Below are 17,748 nucleotides of genomic sequence, written 5' to 3' on the forward strand. Positions count from 1 at the left end.
GAAGCCTCCAGGGTAGGCTCCTTCTGTCGCTCGGAGCAGTCCTGCTCGTGGTCTGGATCGCCGCAGCCTGGGCAACCGCCGTCCTGCTGAGGCACGAGATCGAAGAAGTCTTCGATTCCTCCCTGCAGGAAACCGCGCAGCGCCTGCTTCCGCTTGCCGTCCTTGACATCGTCGGGCGCGAGGATGGTGACACTGCCAGCCAGAGACTCGGAGCGATCCGAAGCCATGACGAGCTTTTCACCTACGTGGTCCGCGACGACAAGGGCAAGGTCCTGCTCCGGTCACACGCGGCCGACCTCTCCACCTTCCCGCCATATACAGGAGCGGGCTTCGGCCGGACCGCAACGCACCGCCTCTACAGCGAAGAAGCTCTGCAGGGCACGATCCGCATCACGGTTGCGAAGTCGCTGGCACATCAGGACGCGGTTATCCGCGAAATGCAGATGGGCCTCGGCTTGCCCGTCCTGCTAGTGATTCCCACCGCGTTTGCGGCTGTCGCCTTCGCGGTGAGACAGAGCACCCGTTCGCTGCGGGCCTTCCGGGACCAGTTGGAGACCCGCAGCGAGAAAGACCTCGCCCCGGTTGCCTCCGGCGACCTGCCGAGCGAGGTCGCCCCGATGGCGGCTAGCATGAACGCACTGATCGAGAGGCTTCGAGCAGCGTTCGAGGCGGAGCGCAGCCTTACCGCCAACACTGCCCACGAACTCAGGACACCGCTCGCCGGAGCGATCGCCCAGGCCCAGCGCATCCGAAAGGAAACCGCCGAGCCTCAGACGGCCCAGCGCGGAGCCGACATCGAGGCGACGTTGAAGCGGCTGACGGCGCGCGCCGAGCGGCTCATGCAACTGGCGCGGGCGGAGGGGGGACGGCTGAACCTGGACCGGGAGTCCGACCTGCGCGATACACTGGACGTCGTGATCGGAGACATGCGCCGGAACGAGTCGACCGGGCGCATCTTGCTCAGGCTGCCCGACACGCCCGTCATGTCAGCCGCCGATCCCGACGCGGTCGGAATCCTCTGCCGCAACCTGGTCGAGAACGCGCTGCGCCACGGAAGCCGGTCTTCCCCCGTCGAAGTGGCCCTTTCCTCCAACGGCCTTATGACGGTGTCCAACGACGGCCCCGTCGTGCCCGCTGAGACACTGGCGAGGCTAGCGGACCGCTTCGAGCGCAGCGGCGCGGCGGGCCGCGGGAACGGTATCGGCCTGTCCATCGTCTCGACCATCGCAGACCGCATGGGTGGCGCGCTGACGCTCAGGTCGCCGCGCCCAGGCTGCCAGACCGGATTCGAGGCAAGCGTCCCGCTCGCGAGCGCAGGTACTGCCGAGACAAGGACCTGAACTGAAGTTCATCCGGCCGCAACACGTCGAAAGAAACCGAAAATCCTGCATCGTATCCGCCGGTGGAACCGAGAGCTTCGAGGCAATAAACCCACGGCGCGATCCGGGCCGATGGTCCGCGACCTTCAGCGAGGGCGCCGGTAGTGTCCGCTTTCGGGCAACGGCAAAGCTTATTTCTGCGGCCGAGATTAGGCGCAAAGCTGTCTTTCGATTTTCGCGTGCGATCCGCTCCAAGTTGAATTGGGACGTCCGGAGCGATCCAGTGCAATCCTGAAATAATGTGGGATAATGTGTGGGATGGTTATCAGGATGTTCAGAAAAATACAACAAAAACAAATGACTTCGTGAAAGTCTGGCGGAGAGAGCGGGATTCGAACCCGCGTTACGGTCTCCCGTAAACACACTTTCCAGGCGTGCGCCTTCAACCACTCGGCCACCTCTCCGCATGCGCGCTGTGCGCCGGCTGGTTATGCCGGGCCGGTTGGGAGTGCGCGCATCTCCTTGGCGTCGGCTCGTCGAGCCGTCATTCGGGTGCAGCCAACCTGCCGGGCACCCATCGCCTGCCACCGAACACATTAGCGTCCGGCTGCGGGGCTCATCTAGTCGATCCTGCGCCGCTTGCCAAGCGCTGACGTGGCAAATGTTATCAGGCAAAACGATCGTCGTGCTGCGCAGCGCCGGCAAAGCCACCATCCGCAGCGGCGAGGCGCCTTGCTGGCACCGTCGCCGCCCTTATTGCAAGTGCCTGGCGCTCTGTCACAAACTGCTTTGAAGGGCAGGGGGAGATTCGATGTCGTCAGAGAGCGAACCGTCCGGCTGGGACATCTGGCGCTGGCTGCCGGTGGCCTGGCTGTGCCTCGTCATGGCGCTCAGCGCGCGCGGCATCGACGCCAGCTTCGCCATCATGCTGGATTTCTCGATGCCGTCGGCAGTGCTGGGGCTGATCTATGTCTCGGTCGCCTTCAGCGCGGTGACGATCGGCTGGGGCATCTACCTGCTCGTGCTCGCCTACAATCGCGATCGCAGGTTCCGGCGCGCCTTCACCATCTGGCAATGGGCGATCATCGCCTTCCTCGTCCTCAAGCAGGTCTATATTCTTGTCATGCCGAATTTCGCCTTTGGCCTCGTCGGTCTTGCCTGGGACGGCGGCGAGGTCGCCATCGGCCTTGCCATGATCTGGCTGGTCGGCCGACAGGACCAGCCACAAGCCTTGTTGAGCAGTGGCCCGCACAAGCGGCCGCGTCTGCTGGTTTCGATCGTCGCCGCCATCCTCGGCGTCATCGTCGGTGCAGCAGTTGGCGCGGGTGTCGGGCTCGCGCTGGGCACGGGCATTTCCGAAGCCACCGATATGAGCTGCTTCGAGGGCGCCTGCGGCTATTTCGTCGTGCTGATCGGCCTCGGCGGCCTGCTGGTCGGCGCGGTTGCCGGCGGCATCTTCGCCGTCTGGCGGGCCAATCGCCGCAAGTCGAAGCCGCCAGTCCCGCCGCAAACGTCTGTCAATTAGCCGTGTCTTCGATTGCACCCACCGGCGGCGCGGCCTATTTCTCGTTCATAACCGATATCCAGGACCGCCGATGATCCGCTTCGTGTTCCGTCTTGCCGCCGCAATAGCGCTTTCGGTCGCCGTCATCATGGCCGTGCTCGACGCCACCCGCACCGTCGCCGTGTCACGGCTGGTGATGACGCCGCTCGATACCAGTTGGTCGACGGCCTCGCCCGATACCCTCGCCGCGACCGAGACATTCGTCCGTGACAAGACCGGCCCGGCTGTCTGGGACAGCGTCGTCGTGCCGGTGCTCAACCAGCCGGGCTTCGCGGTCTTTGCCGTGCTCGCCTTCCTGCTCTACGCAATCGGCCACCGGCGCCGCGCCGGCCGCTTCACCGGCGAGGTCTGACGCGACGCCAGCAAGCTTCAGCGCAACGACGAGGAGGGAAGGCAGATGTTTTTCCTGAGCGACATGCTGAACAAGAAGCTCAAGCTGCCGACGTCTGGCGAAGCGCTGCCCGGCCGCGCGCGGGCGATTCCGACCGCATCGAAGCACTACGTCTCCAGGCGCCCGCTCAAGGGGCCATATCCCGAAGGCTTCGAGCAGGCGCTGTTCGGCCTCGGCTGCTTCTGGGGTGCGGAGCGCCTGTTCTGGCAGATCCCCGGCGTGTGGGTGACGGCAGTCGGCTATGCCGGCGGGCTGACGCCCAATCCGACATATCAGGAGACCTGCACCGGCCTTACCGGTCATGCCGAAGTCGTGCTGGTGGTCTACGACCCCGCACAGGTCAGCTACGGCGAGTTGCTGAAGATCTTCTGGGAGGCGCACGATCCGACCCAGGGTATGCGCCAGGGCAACGACGTCGGCACCACCTACCGTTCGGCGATCTACACCTTCTCCGACAGCCAGCAGGCCGAGGCGGTTGCCTCGCGCGATGCCTATCAGGCAGCGCTCAAGGCTGCCGGTCGCGAAAAGATCACCACCGAGATCGCCGCAGTGCCTCAGTTCTACTTCGCCGAAGACGATCACCAGCAATACCTTGCCAAGAATCCCTATGGCTATTGTGGCCTCAAGGGCACCGGCGTTGCTTGCGCGATCCCCGACAAGGCGGCCGTTTAGACATTCGTTTCAGGCGCCATTTGCGATGCCTGTGCATTTTTCCAAAAGGTCAAGATTCCGCGTGAATTTTGTCTTGGCCCGTGCAAGATATGGCCATGCGCGGGGGGAGAGATCCTCGCCATGGGCCGTGCGGCAGCCGGAGGAACGGCTCGCGCGGCGATTGCAAAAAAGACAACCGACAGGGTGTGGATCACATGAAACGTATCGTCCTCGGCCTTCTGGCGGCCACCGCCATGTGCCTTCCGGCGCTCGCCGCTGATGTTCAGCCGGCGCTGCTCTACGATCTCGGTGGCAAGTTCGACAAGTCGTTCAACGAAGCGTCCTACAACGGCGCCGAGAAGTTCAAGGCCGAAACCGGCATTCCTTATGTCGAGTTCGAAGTCTCCAACGCCTCGCAGCGCGACCAGGCCCTGCGCCGCTTCGCCGAGGATGGCCGCAACCCGATCGTCATGGCAGGCTTTGCCTGGTCCGAGGCGCTCGCCAAGGTCGCTGCCGACTATCCGGACCTCAAGTTCGCCATCATCGACATGGTCGTCGAAAAGCCCAATGTGAAGTCGATCGTGTTCAAGGAGCATGAAGGCTCCTACCTCGTCGGCGTCATGGCAGCCCTTGCCTCGCAGTCCAAGAAGGTCGGCTTCGTCGGCGGCATGGACGTTCCGCTGATCCGCAAGTTCGGCTGCGGTTATGTCGGCGGCGCCAAGGCTGCCGGTGCGACCGAAGTCATCCAGAACATGACCGGCGACACGCCTGCCGCCTGGAACGACCCGACCAAGGGTGGCGAAATCACCAAGACCCAGATCTCGCAGGGCGCTGACGTGATCTACGCCGCGGCCGGCGGCACCGGCGTCGGCGTGCTCCAGGCTGCTGCTGACGGCGGCAAGCTCGGCATCGGCGTCGATTCCAACCAGAACGGCCTGCAGCCGGGCAAGGTGCTGACCTCGATGCTCAAGCGCGTCGACGTCGCCGTCTACAACGCCTTCATGGATGCCAAGAACGACAAGTTCGAAGGCGGCATCAACAATCTCGGCCTCAAGGAAGGTGGCGTCGACTACGCCATGGACGATAACAACAAGGCGCTCGTCACCGACGAGATGAAGGCAGCCGTCGAAAAGGCCAAAGCCGACATCATCGCCGGCACCATCCAGGTGCATGACTACACCTCGGACGACAAGTGCCCCTATTGATCCCTGCCTGAATGAAACGCGCCGCCGGATCCTGGTCCGGCGGCGTCGATCATTGTGGGCCAGTCCTCGGGACGGCAATCGATGTTCACGGTTACCGGAATTGGTGGCTTCTTCTTTCGCGCCAAGAATCCTCAGGCACTCGCTGCCTGGTACGAACAGCACCTCGGCATTTCAGACATCTCGCGCGCTGTCTGGCAGCAGCAGGCGGGGCCGACGATCCTTTCGCCTTTCAGTCGCGACACCGAGTATTTCGGCCGTCCAGAGCAGCAATGGCTGATCAACCTGCGCGTCGATGACCTCGATGCCGCGATGGCCGAGCTGAAGGCAGCCGGCATCGCGGTGGAAACGCGGGCGGAGTGGGACTCCGAGGTCGGCCGGTTCTGCCGGATTCACGATCCTGAGGGCAATCCGATCGAGCTGTGGCAGCCATCCGAAGCGGCTGGTCTGGCCTGAGGCTTGGCTCTGGCGCGGCGTCACCAGTGGGGCGGCTTGGTCACCGGCGTGTCGGGTGACGTCTGCTCCTCGAGCACCAGGAAGCGCTCGGTGAGGGCGTCGAGCTTCTTCTGCATCCGCTCGATGGCCTTCCACTGTTCGGCGATCTGGCCGGAAAGCTCCTCGATCGTATGCTCCTGCTCAGCGGCGCGTATTTCGAGCGTCGTCAGCCGGTCATCGGGCGTGGTCATGGTCGATCCTCATTGGGGCGATCCTCATTGGGCCGTCATATCGGTCGTTGCCTCGAAATCGACCGCGGAGCGGTCAATTCCTTGGGGTCACCAGGCGAGCCGATTGGCAGGGCAGTATCGGCGTGCTAGCTCTTTCGGCAAGCCATAACAAGAACATAAGAACCTGAGGTGGGACGGTCGTATGGCGGAAGCAGCTATCGAACTGATCGGCATCAACAAGAGTTTTGGTGCTGTCCGCGCCAACCGCGACATCGCGCTCGAGATACCGCGCGGGACGATCCACGGCATCATTGGAGAAAACGGCGCGGGCAAGTCGACGCTGATGTCGATCCTCTACGGCTTCTATCAGGCCGACAGCGGCGAAATCCGCGTCAACGGCAAGCCGGCCAGCATCAAGACACCCAACGATGCCATCGCCGCCGGCATTGGCATGGTGCATCAGCACTTCATGCTGGTCGAGAATTTCTCGGTGCTGGAAAACGTCATTCTCGGTGCAGAAGGCGAGGCGCTGCTCAACAAGTCCATCGCCAAGGCGCGCTCCGAGCTGCGCCGGCTGGAACAGGAATACGGCCTCGAGGTCGATCCAGATGCGATCATCGAGGAACTGCCTGTCGGCCTGCAGCAGCGCGTCGAAATCCTCAAGGCACTGTATCGGGGTGCTGAAATCCTCATCCTCGACGAGCCCACCGGCGTGCTCACCCCGGCTGAAGCCGACCACCTGTTCCGCATCCTCCAGCAGCTCAAGGAACAGGGCAAGACGGTGGTGCTGATCACCCACAAACTGCGCGAGATCATGGCCATCACCGACAACGTCTCGGTGATGCGCCAGGGCACGATGGTCGCCACACGCAAGACCAGGGAAACCACCGTCGAGGAGCTGGCCGAGCTGATGGTTGGCCGCCGCGTGCTGTTGCGCGTCGAAAAGGGCGAGGCCAAGCCCGGCGCCGTCAAGCTTTCGGTCAAGAACCTGACGGTCAAGGATTCGCGCGGCGTCACCATGGTCGACGACGTATCCTTCGACATCCGCGCCGGCGAGATCGTCGGCATCGCCGGTGTCGCCGGCAACGGCCAGTCGGAACTGATGGAAGCCGTTTCCGGCATCCGCAAGGCGGTCTCGGGGACGGTCATGCTCGACGGCAAGCCGATTGATCTGACCGGCCAGGCCGACCCCGGCGAATTGCGCGACCGCGGCCTCGCCCATGTGCCGGAGGATCGGCATCATGTCGGCCTGGTGCTTGCTTTCGACGAAAGCGAGAACTCGATCCTCGGCTATCACGACAAGCCGCAATATCTCAAAGGACCGTTCCTCAATCTCGACGCGATCCAGAAGGACGCGCAGGAAAAGATCGAGAAATACGACATCCGCCCGGCCAATCCTCGGCTCAAGACCGCCAATTTCTCCGGCGGCAACCAGCAGAAGATCGTGCTCGCGCGCGAGATCGAACAGGACCCCGGGGTGCTGATCGTCGGCCAACCGACCCGCGGCGTCGATGTCGGCGCCATCGAATTCATCCACAAGCGCCTGATCGCCATGCGCGACCAGGGCAAGGCGGTTCTGCTGGTCTCGGTCGAGCTCGACGAGATCCGCTCGCTCTCCGACCGCATCCTGGTGATGTTCGCCGGCCGCGTCGTCGGCGAACGCGGACCCGAAACCGGCGAAGGCGAGCTGGGGCTTCTGATGGCAGGCGTCGAACACAAGGAGGCCGCCGAATGAGCACGCCTTACGCAAAACTCCCGGCCTGGGCCGACTACGGGCTCATTCCACTGATCAACCTGCTCGTCGCGTTCGTCGTCGCTGGCCTCGTCGTGCTGCTTGTCGGCGAAAACCCGCTGCGCGCCGCCGTCATCCTTGTCGAAGGTGCCTTCGGCAGCGGCCAGGGCCTCGCCTACACGCTGTTCTACGCCACCAACTTCATCTTCACCGGCCTGGCCGTCGCGGTCGCTTTCCATTGCGGCCTGTTCAACATCGGCGGCGAGGGCCAAGCCTATATCGCCGGCCTCGGCATCGCCATCGTCGTCCTTGCCTTCGACAGCACGCTGCCCTGGTGGGTCGTCTTTCCGATGGCGATCATCGCCTCGGCACTGTTCGGCGCGTTGTGGGCGCTGATTCCGGCCTATCTCCAGGCCAAGCGCGGCTCGCACATCGTCATCACCACCATCATGTTCAACTTCATCGCCGCCTCGGTGATGGTCTACATGCTCGTCAACGTGCTGAAGCCGGCCGGCTCGATGGCGCCGCAGACGCGCCAGTTCGTCGAAGGCGGGCAATTGCCCAAGCTCGGCTGGCTGCTCGCCGAATTCGGCCTCACCGTCCGGCCCTCGGCGCCGCTCAACGTCTCGTTCCTGTTGGCGCTGGTCATGGCCTTCCTGGTCTGGGTGCTGATCTGGCGCACCAAGCTCGGCTACGAGATCCGCACCTTCGGCTTCAGCTCGAAGGCGGCGCGCTACGCCGGCATCTCGGAAACCCGCATCATCATCGTCACCATGCTGATTTCGGGCGCGCTCGCCGGCATGATGGCGCTCAACCCGATCATGGGCGACCAGCACAATGTGCCGCTCGATTTCGTCTCCGGCGCCGGCTTCGTCGGCATCGCGGTGGCGCTGATGGGCCGATCGCATCCGGCCGGCATCGTGCCGGCGGCGGTCCTGTTCGGCATGCTCTACCAGGGCGGTGCCGAACTGGCCTTCGAGATGCCGAACATCTCCCGCGACATGATCGTCATCATCCAGGGCCTGGTGATCCTGTTTGCCGGCGCGCTCGAGCACATGTTCCGCCCGGCCATCCAGGGCATCTTCGCGAGCTTCAGCCCGCGATCCGTCGGCATCACGGCGACCAAAGGGGAGCGCGCCTGACATGGAATTCATCGACGCGCTCATCAACATCCTGAACTCGACAATCCGTGTTTCGGTGCCGCTGCTGCTCGCCTGCCTGGCCGGCCTCTATTCGGAACGCGCCGGCGTTTTCGACATCGGCCTTGAAGGCAAGATGCTGGCCGGCGCCTTCGCCGGCGCGGCGGCCGCAGCCGTCTTCGCCTCGGCGTGGATCGGCCTGCTGATCGCCGTCCTGGTGTCGGTCGGCATGGCCTTGGTCCATGGCTTTGCCTCGATCACCCATCGCGGCAACCAGATCGTCTCTGGCGTCGCGATCAACTTCATCGCTGCCGGTTCGACGATCATCCTCGGTCAGGCCTGGTTCCAGCAGGGCGGGCGCACGCCCTCGCTGCCGCCGGAAGGCCGCTTCGGCGCAGTCAACCTGCCTTTCGCCGATGCGTTGCGCGACGTGCCTGTCGTCGGCCAGCCCTATTCCGGCCTGCTGTCGGGCCATTCGCTGCTGACCTATGTCGCTTTCCTCGCCGTGCCGTTCACCTGGTGGGTGCTGTTCCGCACTCGCTTCGGCCTGCGCCTGCGCGCCGTCGGCGAGAACCCGGCGGCCGTGGACACCGCCGGCATCTCGGTTGCCTGGCTGCGCTATCGTGCCGTCATCTGCACCGGCATCCTGACAGGCCTTGCCGGCTCCTACATGGCGCTCGCCCAGAATGCCGGCTTCGTCAAGGACATGACGGCCGGCCGCGGCTACATCGCGCTCGCTGCGCTGATCTTCGCCAAATGGAAACCGGTGCCGGCCATGTTCGCCTGCCTGTTGTTCGGTTTCCTCGACGCGCTGTCGATCCGCCTGCAGGGGTCTCCCCTGCCGATCATCGGCAAAGTGCCGGTTCAGCTGATGCAGGCACTGCCCTACATCCTTACCGTCATCCTGCTTGCCGGCTTCATCGGCAAGGCCATCCCGCCTCGCGCCGGCGGCGTGCCCTATGTGAAGGAGCGCTGATCTTGTCCCACGATCTGTTCCAGGCGGCGACCGCCGCCATGGCCAAGGCTTATGCGCCCTATTCGAAGTTTCCGGTTGGCGCGGCACTGCGCACCGAAGATGGACGCATCTTTGCCGGCGCCAACATCGAGGTTGCGTCCTATCCCGAGGGCTGGTGCGCCGAGACCACCGCACTTGGCCACTACATCATGGGCGGCGGCGGCAAGATCACCGAGATCGCCGTCGTTGCCGAGCGCATGGCCCGCATCACACCCTGCGGCGGCTGCCGCCAGCGCCTGGCCGAATTCACCGGTCCGGACACCAAACTCTATCTCTGCGACGATGCCGGCATCGTCGAAACTGTCACCATGGGCCAGATGCTGCCCTACGGGTTCCAGGGGGAGATCCTGAAATGAAGGAAGCCGTCGATCGTCTCGTCGAGCAGCTCGACGGTCTTGCGCCGGCGACCGCCATGGTGCTGGGTTCCGGCCTTGGCGGCCTCGTCGACGAGGTCGAAGACGCCATCCGCATCCCTTACGCCGCCTTGCCCGGTTTCCCCCGAAGCGGCGTGACCGGCCATGCCGGAGAGCTCGTTGCCGGCCTGTTCGGTGGCCAGCCGGTCATCATGATGGCCGGCCGCGCGCATTATTACGAGCATGGCGATGCCTCGGTCATGCGTCCGGCGCTCGAGACGCTCGCCGGCATCGGTGTCACCCAGCTCGTGCTGACCAATGCCGCCGGCTCCGTCGACCCCGGCATGCTGCCCGGCTCGATCATGCTGATCGAGGACCACATCAATTTCGCCGGCGCCAATCCGCTGTTCGGCGAGCCGACCGACCGCCGCTTCGTCGGCATGACCGAGGCCTATGATGCCGGTCTGCGCAAGGCGTTCGAGACCGCCGCCGCGGCAGCAAGCATCGACCTGCACAAGGGCGTCTACATGTGGTTCTCCGGCCCGTCCTTCGAGACGCCGGCCGAGATTCGCATGGCCCGCATGTTCGGCGCCAATGCGGTCGGCATGTCAACGGTGCCGGAAGCGATCATCGCCCGCTTCCTCGGCCTCAAGGTGCTCGCCTGCTCGGTCATCACCAACCTCGCCGCCGGCATGACCGGGGCCGAGCTGTCGCATCGCGAAACCAAGGACATGGCCCCCATCGGCGGCGGCCGCCTCGCCACCGTCCTGCGCAAGATGTTCGAGAAGGGCCCGATCGATGGCTGAGGGCAGGGCGGCGACCGCGGAGAACGCCGAGCGCCAAGCTTCGCCGGCCGCGAGCGCCATCTGATGCTCCCGCAGGAAATCATCCGCCGCAAGCGCGACGGCAAGGCTCTCGCCCCGGCCGAAATCGCCGCCTTCGTTGGCGGCATCACCTCTGGCGCCGTCTCGGAAGGCCAGATCGCGGCTTTCGGCATGGCCGTCTTCTTCAACGGCATGAGTCGCGACGAGGCGGTGGCGCTGACCACGGCCATGCGTGATTCCGGCGATGTGCTCGACTGGTCCGACCTGCCGGGTCCCGCCACCGACAAGCACTCCACCGGCGGTGTCGGCGACAATGTCTCGCTCATGCTGGCGCCCATCGTTGCCGCCTGCGGCGCCTATGTGCCGATGATTTCGGGCCGCGGCCTCGGCCACACCGGCGGCACGCTCGACAAGATGGATTCGATCCCGGGCTACGCCAGCCAGCCCGACCTTGCGCTGTTGCGGCGCACGGTGCGCGAAGCCGGCTGCGCCATCATCGGCCAGACATCAGACCTCGCGCCTGCCGACAAGCGTTTCTACAGCATTCGCGACGTCACCGCGACGGTCGAATCGGTGCCGCTCATCACCGCTTCGATCCTGTCCAAGAAGCTTGCTGCCGGCCTCGGCTCGCTGGTGCTCGACGTCAAGATCGGTAACGGCGCCTTCATGGAAAGCGCGCGCGACGCCTCGGCACTGGCCACCAGCCTCGTCGAGGTCGCCAATGGCGCGGGTCTCAGGACCACAGCCCTAATCACCGGCATGAACGAGCCGCTGGCCTCCGCCGCCGGCAACGCGGTCGAGGTCCGGAACGCCGTCGATTTCCTCACCGGCCGCTTCCGCGACCCGCGCCTCGAAGAGGTCACGCTGGCGCTCGCCGCCGACATGCTGCTGTCAGCCGGCCGGGCGAGCTCGCAGCGCGAGGGGCTTCAGCAGGCACGCACGGCGCTCGAAGACGGCACCGCCGCCGACATCTTCGGCCGCATGGTTTTTGTGCTCGGCGGCCCCGTGGATTTCGTGACGAACGCGGCCAAATATCTGCCCAAGGCAGATGTGGAACTGGTGGTGAAAGCCCCGCGCGGCGGCTTCGTCTCGGCAATCGCAACCCGTGACATCGGCCTTGCGGTCGTCGCCCTGGGCGGCGGCCGCACCCGGCCCGAGGACAACGTCGACCATGCCGTCGGCATTACCGGGCTGCTTCCTGTCGGTGCCGAAGTGAGGGCCGGTGAGGCGCTCGCCCGCATCCATGCCCGCAGCCCGCTTGCAGCGGAGACGGCTGCCGCTTCGGTGCTTGCCTGCTACACGCTGGATGAAGCCAGGCCAGTGGCGGCGAAGGTGGTCGCCAGACGCATTGCGCCGCGCAGCTAGTAAACCACGCGGCGCAAGTCACATCCCTTGAGGTCAGCTTGCGTGCTTCCTGCCGAAGCAGGCAACGGCGATTGCAGCCAGCAGGGTCGCGGCACCGCTGTAGATGAAGGCACTGTTGACGCCTGCAGTGTCGACCAGCACGCCGCCGAACACCGCACCCAGCGCGATCGCCACCTGGAAGGTCGCGACCATCAGGCCGCCGGCACTTTCAGCCTGGTCGGGCGCTGCGCGTACCATCCAGGTCTGCACGCCCACCGGCACCGCGCCGAAGGCAAAGCCCCACGCGGCGATGGCGACGCCCGCGATCCCGGCCGACGAACCCGCCAACAGCAGCGCCAGTGCCGAGATGGCGATGAGCAACGGAGCCAACGTCACCGCCGACCGCAGGCTGCGTTCGGCCATGAAACCGCCGGCGAGATTGCCGAAGAAGCCGCCAATGCCGAAGGCCAGCAGCACCAGCGATATGGTCTCGATGCCGAGTGCCGGCACCTGCTCGAGGAAGGCTCGGAAATAGGTGAAGCCGGCGAAATGGCCGGACGCGGTCAGGATGACCAGCAGCAGCCCCACGCGGATCATCGGGTTGCGGGAGACGTCACGCAGGGCACCGAAGCTGGCGATGCTGATGGGCGGAAGCTTGGGCAGCGTGGCGAACTGCACGATCAGCGTGACCAAACCGACGCCGGCAGCGATGATGAAGGCGCTGCGCCAACCCCAGACGTCGCCGACATAGGCGCCCACGGGGGCGGCGCAGACGGTCGCCACCGAAACGCCGGTCAGGATGATCGACATGGCGCGCAGCAGCACCTCGCTGGGCACCAGCCGCATCGCGATGGCCGCCGACATCGACCAGAAGCCGCCGAGTGCCACGCCCAGGAGCACACGCGCGAACAAAAGCGACGGCAGTGACCAGGCGGTTGCCGCGAGCAGGCTCGACACGACCAGCAACAGCGACAATCCGATCATCACATGCCGTCGGTCGATCTTCCTTGTCGCGATAGCCATTGTCGGCGCGGCGATCGCGGCGATGACGGCAGTCGCCGTCACCGCTTGTCCGGCGGTGCCTTCGGTGATGCCGAGATCCTGCGCCAGCGGCGTCAGCAGGCTGGCCGGCAGGAATTCCGCTGTCACAAGGCCGAACACGCCGAGCGACAACGACAGAACGGCGCCCCACAGGGGTTCCGCGCGCTCCTCGGCCTTCGCTTTCTGGATCGGAATGCCGTCCAGCGTTGCGGTTACGATATCGTTCATTTGGGAGGCTCTCCGATTGCAGTGCGGTGCAACATGGGGGTGACGATTTGGCGTTTCCATGCTAGATACGCCAGTATGAATGATCGTTCGTCCAAACTTGCCGCCGACCCGCTGACCGATATCCTCAGGGGTTTGCGCCTCGAAGGCGTCGAATATGGCCGCTGGGAACTGAAGGAGCCGTGGAACATCGAATTCCCGGCCCAGGCAACGGCACGCTTCTACTTCGTCGGACAGAAGGCGTGCTGGCTGCGCCAACCCTCGGGCGAATGGGTCGAGCTTCGCTGCGGCGACGCCGTGCTCCTGCCGCGCGGCGTGGCCCATGTGATCTCCAGCGAGCCAGGCGCAAAATCGTCGCCGATCAATGGCTACGAGATCAAGCAGATCTGCGAGAAGGTCTTCTGTCTTTCGACCGAGGGCTGCCGGCCGGGCACGCTGCTGTTCTGCGGCAGCATGTATTTCAACCTCGACGGCCTGCACCCGCTGCTCGGCATGATGCCTGACGTCATGCGCACGACCGAACTCGAGGCGCATGACCCCGGTATCACTCACATGCTCGAAACCATGGCCCGCGAGGTCAAGCTCGAGCGCGTCGGTTCCGCCGGCATCGTCGCCCGGCTCGCCGACGTGCTCGCCGCCATCATCATTCGTTCATGGGTCGAGCGCGGCTGCGGCGATTCCAGCGGCTGGATCGCCGCGGTCAGGGATCCCAAGATCGGCAAGGTGCTGGCCGCGATCCATCTCGAACCGAGCCACAACTGGACGGTCGAGGCGCTGGCTCGGATGATGGGCGCATCGCGCTCCGGCTTCGCCGACCGCTTCGCGGCGATCGTCGGCGAAACGCCGGCGCGCTACGTCACTCAGGTCAGGATGCACCAGGCGCGGCAGTGGCTGGTCCGCGACCGCCTGCGCATCTCGGTCGTGGCGTCACGGCTGGGCTACGATTCGGAAGCTGCCTTCAGCCGCGCCTTCAAGCGCGTTATCGGCCATCCGCCCGGCCACTTCAGGACTGCGGATCAGCAAACCGCGGCCTGAGTCTCACTGCACCAGAAGCAGCGCGCCATTTTCGACCTGGTACTTCTTGAGTCGCGACAGGAAGCTCATTCCGATCAGCGTGCCGTCGAGGGCCTTGTCCTCGAGCACCACCACCGGCACGTCGTCGACGCTGATCCGGCCGATCTGCAGTCGGTCGATGCGCGAAAGCGCTGCGCGCGCAGCACCATTTGCAGTGTTGACCTGCTGGGTGAAATCCCCCGGCGCGACTTTCACCCCGGCCTTGCGCGCGGTCGAAACGTTGATCGCCACCAGCGTCGCCCCGGTGTCGACCATTGCGTCGACCGAGCGACCGTTGATCTTGAAGCTTGCCGTGAAATGGCCGCGCATGTCGGCGTCGATCTTGACGCTGCGTCCGGCGGTGGAGGCAGTCGCAGCACTGGGTTCGACGGGCTTGGGCGCCGGCGTAATGGTGCCCGTCGCCATCTCGGTCAAAGCCTTGAACTTCTCACCGTCCTTGTCCCACAGCATGGGCACCGACGCGGATGCGCCGGCACAGACACCGAATATGATGAGCTTACGCAGCATGTGACGCCCTGATTTGAGGCGTCACGATAGTCCGGACAAGGTGATCGTGGCTTTAACGCAGCCATCCCGATGTCAAAGGCGGTAAACCGTGGGTTAAGGCCTATTTGGTGCCGTACATACGGTCGCCGGCGTCGCCGAGGCCGGGGATGATGTAGCCCCGCTCGTTGAGCTCGCGGTCGATCGAGGCGGTGAACACCGGAACATCCGGGTGCGCCTTGGTGAAGCGCTCGATGCCTTCGGGCGAGGCCAGCAGGCACAGGAAGCGCAGGTTGGTGGCGCCACGGCCCTTCAGCTTGTCGATCGCCGCGATCGCTGAATTGGCGGTGGCCAGCATCGGGTCGACGACGATCACCAGGCGGTCGCCGAGGTCGCTTGGCGCCTTGAAGAAATACTCTACCGCCTCCAGCGTCTCGTGGTCGCGATAAAGCCCGACATGGGCGACGCGGGCTGCCGGCACCAGGTCGAGCAGGCCTTCGAGCAGGCCATTGCCGGCGCGCAGCACCGAGGCGAACACCAGCTTCTTGCCTTCGAGCGTCGGCGCCTCCATCGTCTCGATCGGCGTTTCGATCATTTTGGTGGTCAGTTCGAGGTCGCGCGTCACCTCGTAGCCGAGCAGCAGGGAGATCTCGCGCAGCAGCCGCCGAAAGCCGGCCGTCGAGGTTTCCTTGTCGCGCATGATGGTCAGCTTGTGCTGCACAAGCGGATGGTCGACGACGGTCACGGTCATGGCTTACGCTCCTGAAACTCGGGTAATTCAGGCCATTCTATCGGCTGGCGCGCCGCCGACCAATGTCGCGCCAGCCTTGAACCACAGTTTTGTCGGCCAAATTCAGCGTTTATGGCCGTCGAGACGGGCAAGAAGTGCTGCTTTGGTCTTCCTGTCGACGAAAGCGGCCTCGATCGCCGTGCGGGTCGTCGCCATCAGCGCCTTGTCGTCCATGCCGAAATGCTCAGTGGCAATGTCATATTCGCGCTTCAGGCTGGTCCAGAAATAGGGCGGATCGTCGGAGCTCAGCGTCACCTTGCAACCAGCCGCCCGGAACTTGGGGAAGGGGTGGTCGGCAAAGCTGTCGAACACCTTGAGCGCGATGTTCGACCCCGGGCAGACTTCCAGCACGATGCCTTCGTCGGCGATGCGTTTGACCAGATCGGGGTTTTCGATTGCGCGTACGCCATGGCCGATGCGCGATGGCTTGATGTGGTCGAGCGCCTGCGCCACGCTCTCCCAGCCCAGCAGTTCGCCGGCATGGATGGTGATGCCGAGGCCGGCCTCGCGGGCGATCTCGAAGGCGCGCACATAATCCTCGAACTCGCCCATACGCTCGTCGCCGGCGACGCCGAAGCCGGTCACCAGTGGATGGTTGCACCTGGCGGCAAAGCGTGCCGCCGCCTCGATCGATTCGACACCGACATGGCGCACGCCGGTGACGATCATCCGGCCCTCGATGCCTGTCTTGGCCTTGGCCCGCAGCATGCCTTCGCCGAGCGCGTCGGTATAGGCCTTGGGCGACAGCCCGGCTTTGATGGCATGGTCGGGCGAAGTGAACACTTCCGAATAGATCGCGCCGTCACGGGCGAGGCTGGTCAGGTAGTGTTCTGAAAGCCGGGCGTAGTCCTCTTCGGTGCGGAAAAGGTCGGCGGCGAAGTCGTAGGCCGCAAGGAACGAGGTGAAGTCGTTCCAGACGAAGGAGCCGTTCTGGATGAAGGGTGAGACGTCCTTGCCGTATTTCTGCGCCTGGCGGACGACGAGTTCGGGTGCCGCCGCACCTTCTATGTGGCAGTGCAGCTCGGCTTTCAAAGGCATTCCTTGTTCCTTGTGTTGTCGGCGCGGGCGCGGCCTAAAACCGCGCCTCAAACAATAGCGCCCGCTGGTGTGATCGGCTATGGTCCCGCCGGATTTGATTGGACAACAAAATGTCAGAACAACGGACGACGGCTGTCGGCGGCATGGAAACCTCCTACGGTTTCCGCAATGTGGGAGCTGGCGACAAGCAGGGCCTGGTCAACGAGGTCTTCCACAAGGTCGCCGACCGCTATGACGTGATGAACGACCTGATGTCGGGCGGCCTGCACCGTATCTGGAAAGACGCAATGGTTGCCTGGCTCAACCCGCCCAGGCGTCCGGGTTGGAAGGTGCTCGACGTTGCCGGCGGCACCGGTGACATCGCCTTCCGCATCGTCGACGCCTCGCATGGCAACGCGCATGCCACCGTGCTCGACATCAACGGCTCGATGCTTGGCGTCGGCCGCGAGCGCGCCGAAAAGCGCGGCCTTGCCGACAAGACGGATTTCGTCGAGGCAAACGCCGAGGAACTGCCCTTCGCCGACGAGACCTTCGACGCCTACACCATCGCTTTCGGCATCCGCAACGTGCCGCGCATCGATGTGGCGCTGTCGGAAGCCTGGCGCGTGCTGAAGCCGGGCGGGCGCCTTTTGATCCTCGAATTCTCCGAGGTCGAGATGCCCTTGCTCGACAAGATCTACGAAGCCTGGTCGTTCAATGCCATTCCGCGCATCGGCCAGGCCGTGACAGGCGACGGCGAGCCCTACGCCTATCTCGTCGAATCGATCCGCAAGTTTCCCAACCAGCAGAACTTTGCCGCAATGATCACCCGCGCCGGCTTCGACCGCGTCACCTTCCGCAACTACACCGGCGGCATCGCAGCACTGCACTCGGGCTGGAAGCTTTGACGGACGGCGCG

19 protein-coding genes and 1 tRNA gene are annotated in these 17,748 nt (G+C 64.7%); 14 read left to right on the plus strand and 6 right to left on the minus strand.

What is annotated here, in order from left to right; translation table 11 throughout:
• The first annotated feature begins 47 nt into the window (after positions 1–47).
• The gene (locus HNQ95_RS04990; protein WP_246765361.1) at positions 48–1,340 is read left to right on the plus strand and encodes a sensor histidine kinase; all 1,293 of its coding nucleotides are present in this window, start codon (positions 48–50) and stop codon (positions 1,338–1,340) included.
• A 353-nt stretch (positions 1,341–1,693) separates the two neighbouring features.
• Here HNQ95_RS04990 and HNQ95_RS04995 read toward each other — a convergent pair.
• Positions 1,694–1,783: transfer RNA gene (locus tag HNQ95_RS04995), tRNA-Ser, on the minus strand.
• A 347-nt stretch (positions 1,784–2,130) separates the two neighbouring features.
• Here HNQ95_RS04995 and HNQ95_RS05000 point away from each other — a divergent pair.
• The 5 genes from HNQ95_RS05000 to HNQ95_RS05020 all read left to right on the plus strand — a co-directional run bounded on the left by HNQ95_RS05000 (position 2,131) and on the right by HNQ95_RS05020 (position 5,583).
• Complete coding sequence (locus HNQ95_RS05000) at positions 2,131–2,844, plus strand: hypothetical protein (protein WP_182573564.1); 714 nt, start codon at positions 2,131–2,133, stop codon at positions 2,842–2,844.
• 70 nt (positions 2,845–2,914) lie between these two features.
• On the plus strand, positions 2,915–3,235 hold the full coding sequence (locus HNQ95_RS05005) for a hypothetical protein (protein WP_067954665.1): 321 nt from the start codon (positions 2,915–2,917) through the stop codon (positions 3,233–3,235).
• A gap of 45 nt (positions 3,236–3,280) precedes the next feature.
• Positions 3,281–3,946 (plus strand): peptide-methionine (S)-S-oxide reductase MsrA, encoded by a 666-nt coding sequence (msrA, locus tag HNQ95_RS05010; protein ID WP_182573563.1) that lies wholly within the window; start codon positions 3,281–3,283, stop codon positions 3,944–3,946.
• Positions 3,947–4,140: 194 nt separating this feature from the next.
• Positions 4,141–5,130 (plus strand): BMP family lipoprotein, encoded by a 990-nt coding sequence (locus HNQ95_RS05015; protein ID WP_067954662.1) that lies wholly within the window; start codon positions 4,141–4,143, stop codon positions 5,128–5,130.
• Positions 5,131–5,211: 81 nt separating this feature from the next.
• Positions 5,212–5,583: a VOC family protein gene (locus tag HNQ95_RS05020; RefSeq protein ID WP_067954660.1), complete on the plus strand. Its 372-nt coding sequence runs from the start codon at positions 5,212–5,214 to the stop codon at positions 5,581–5,583.
• 20 nt (positions 5,584–5,603) lie between these two features.
• On the opposite strand, the gene HNQ95_RS05025 is transcribed toward HNQ95_RS05020, so the two are convergent.
• Positions 5,604–5,813 (minus strand): SlyX family protein, encoded by a 210-nt coding sequence (locus tag HNQ95_RS05025; RefSeq protein WP_182573562.1) that lies wholly within the window; start codon positions 5,811–5,813, stop codon positions 5,604–5,606.
• 181 nt (positions 5,814–5,994) lie between these two features.
• On the opposite strand from HNQ95_RS05025, the gene HNQ95_RS05030 reads away from it, so the two are divergent.
• The 6 genes from HNQ95_RS05030 (at position 5,995) to deoA (ending at position 12,220) form a co-directional block, all read left to right on the plus strand.
• Positions 5,995–7,527: an ABC transporter ATP-binding protein gene (locus HNQ95_RS05030; RefSeq protein WP_182573561.1), complete on the plus strand. Its 1,533-nt coding sequence runs from the start codon at positions 5,995–5,997 to the stop codon at positions 7,525–7,527.
• Positions 7,524–8,666 (plus strand): ABC transporter permease, encoded by a 1,143-nt coding sequence (locus HNQ95_RS05035; protein WP_067954655.1) that lies wholly within the window; start codon positions 7,524–7,526, stop codon positions 8,664–8,666. The genes HNQ95_RS05030 and HNQ95_RS05035 overlap by 4 nt, the downstream gene beginning before the upstream one ends.
• A 1-nt stretch (position 8,667) precedes the next feature.
• Positions 8,668–9,639 (plus strand): ABC transporter permease, encoded by a 972-nt coding sequence (locus tag HNQ95_RS05040; protein WP_182573560.1) that lies wholly within the window; start codon positions 8,668–8,670, stop codon positions 9,637–9,639.
• A 2-nt stretch (positions 9,640–9,641) separates the two neighbouring features.
• Positions 9,642–10,034, plus strand: a complete 393-nt coding sequence (gene cdd, locus HNQ95_RS05045; RefSeq protein ID WP_182573559.1) for a cytidine deaminase — start codon at positions 9,642–9,644, stop codon at positions 10,032–10,034.
• Positions 10,031–10,837, plus strand: a complete 807-nt coding sequence (locus HNQ95_RS05050; RefSeq protein ID WP_182573558.1) for a purine-nucleoside phosphorylase — start codon at positions 10,031–10,033, stop codon at positions 10,835–10,837. Before cdd ends, HNQ95_RS05050 begins: the two co-directional genes overlap by 4 nt.
• A 63-nt stretch (positions 10,838–10,900) precedes the next feature.
• A complete protein-coding gene (gene deoA, locus HNQ95_RS05055; protein ID WP_182573557.1) occupies positions 10,901–12,220 on the plus strand; it encodes a thymidine phosphorylase in 1,320 nt (439 codons plus the stop codon).
• Positions 12,221–12,253: 33 nt separating this feature from the next.
• On the opposite strand, the gene HNQ95_RS05060 is transcribed toward deoA, so the two are convergent.
• Positions 12,254–13,468 (minus strand): MFS transporter, encoded by a 1,215-nt coding sequence (locus HNQ95_RS05060; protein ID WP_182573556.1) that lies wholly within the window; start codon positions 13,466–13,468, stop codon positions 12,254–12,256.
• A 75-nt stretch (positions 13,469–13,543) separates the two neighbouring features.
• Between HNQ95_RS05060 and HNQ95_RS05065 the strand changes: the two genes are divergently transcribed.
• On the plus strand, positions 13,544–14,500 hold the full coding sequence (locus tag HNQ95_RS05065; protein ID WP_182573555.1) for an AraC family transcriptional regulator: 957 nt from the start codon (positions 13,544–13,546) through the stop codon (positions 14,498–14,500).
• Between the two features lie 3 nt (positions 14,501–14,503).
• Here the strand turns inward: HNQ95_RS05065 and HNQ95_RS05070 are convergent, their stop codons facing one another.
• The 3 genes from HNQ95_RS05070 to HNQ95_RS05080 all read right to left on the minus strand — a co-directional run bounded on the left by HNQ95_RS05070 (position 14,504) and on the right by HNQ95_RS05080 (position 16,850).
• Positions 14,504–15,046 (minus strand): retropepsin-like aspartic protease family protein, encoded by a 543-nt coding sequence (locus HNQ95_RS05070; RefSeq protein ID WP_182573554.1) that lies wholly within the window; start codon positions 15,044–15,046, stop codon positions 14,504–14,506.
• A gap of 100 nt (positions 15,047–15,146) precedes the next feature.
• Positions 15,147–15,773, minus strand: coding sequence for a uracil phosphoribosyltransferase (upp, locus tag HNQ95_RS05075; RefSeq protein ID WP_067954623.1), 627 nt, complete (start codon positions 15,771–15,773; stop codon positions 15,147–15,149).
• A 102-nt stretch (positions 15,774–15,875) separates the two neighbouring features.
• The gene (locus tag HNQ95_RS05080; RefSeq protein WP_067954616.1) at positions 15,876–16,850 is read right to left on the minus strand and encodes an adenosine deaminase; all 975 of its coding nucleotides are present in this window, start codon (positions 16,848–16,850) and stop codon (positions 15,876–15,878) included.
• 110 nt (positions 16,851–16,960) lie between these two features.
• Between HNQ95_RS05080 and ubiE the strand changes: the two genes are divergently transcribed.
• Complete coding sequence (ubiE, locus tag HNQ95_RS05085) at positions 16,961–17,737, plus strand: bifunctional demethylmenaquinone methyltransferase/2-methoxy-6-polyprenyl-1,4-benzoquinol methylase UbiE (protein ID WP_154384683.1); 777 nt, start codon at positions 16,961–16,963, stop codon at positions 17,735–17,737.
• The last annotated feature ends 11 nt before the right edge of the window (positions 17,738–17,748 follow it).

Source organism: Aminobacter ciceronei, assembly GCF_014138625.1.
Lineage (GTDB): Bacteria > Pseudomonadota > Alphaproteobacteria > Rhizobiales > Rhizobiaceae > Aminobacter > Aminobacter ciceronei.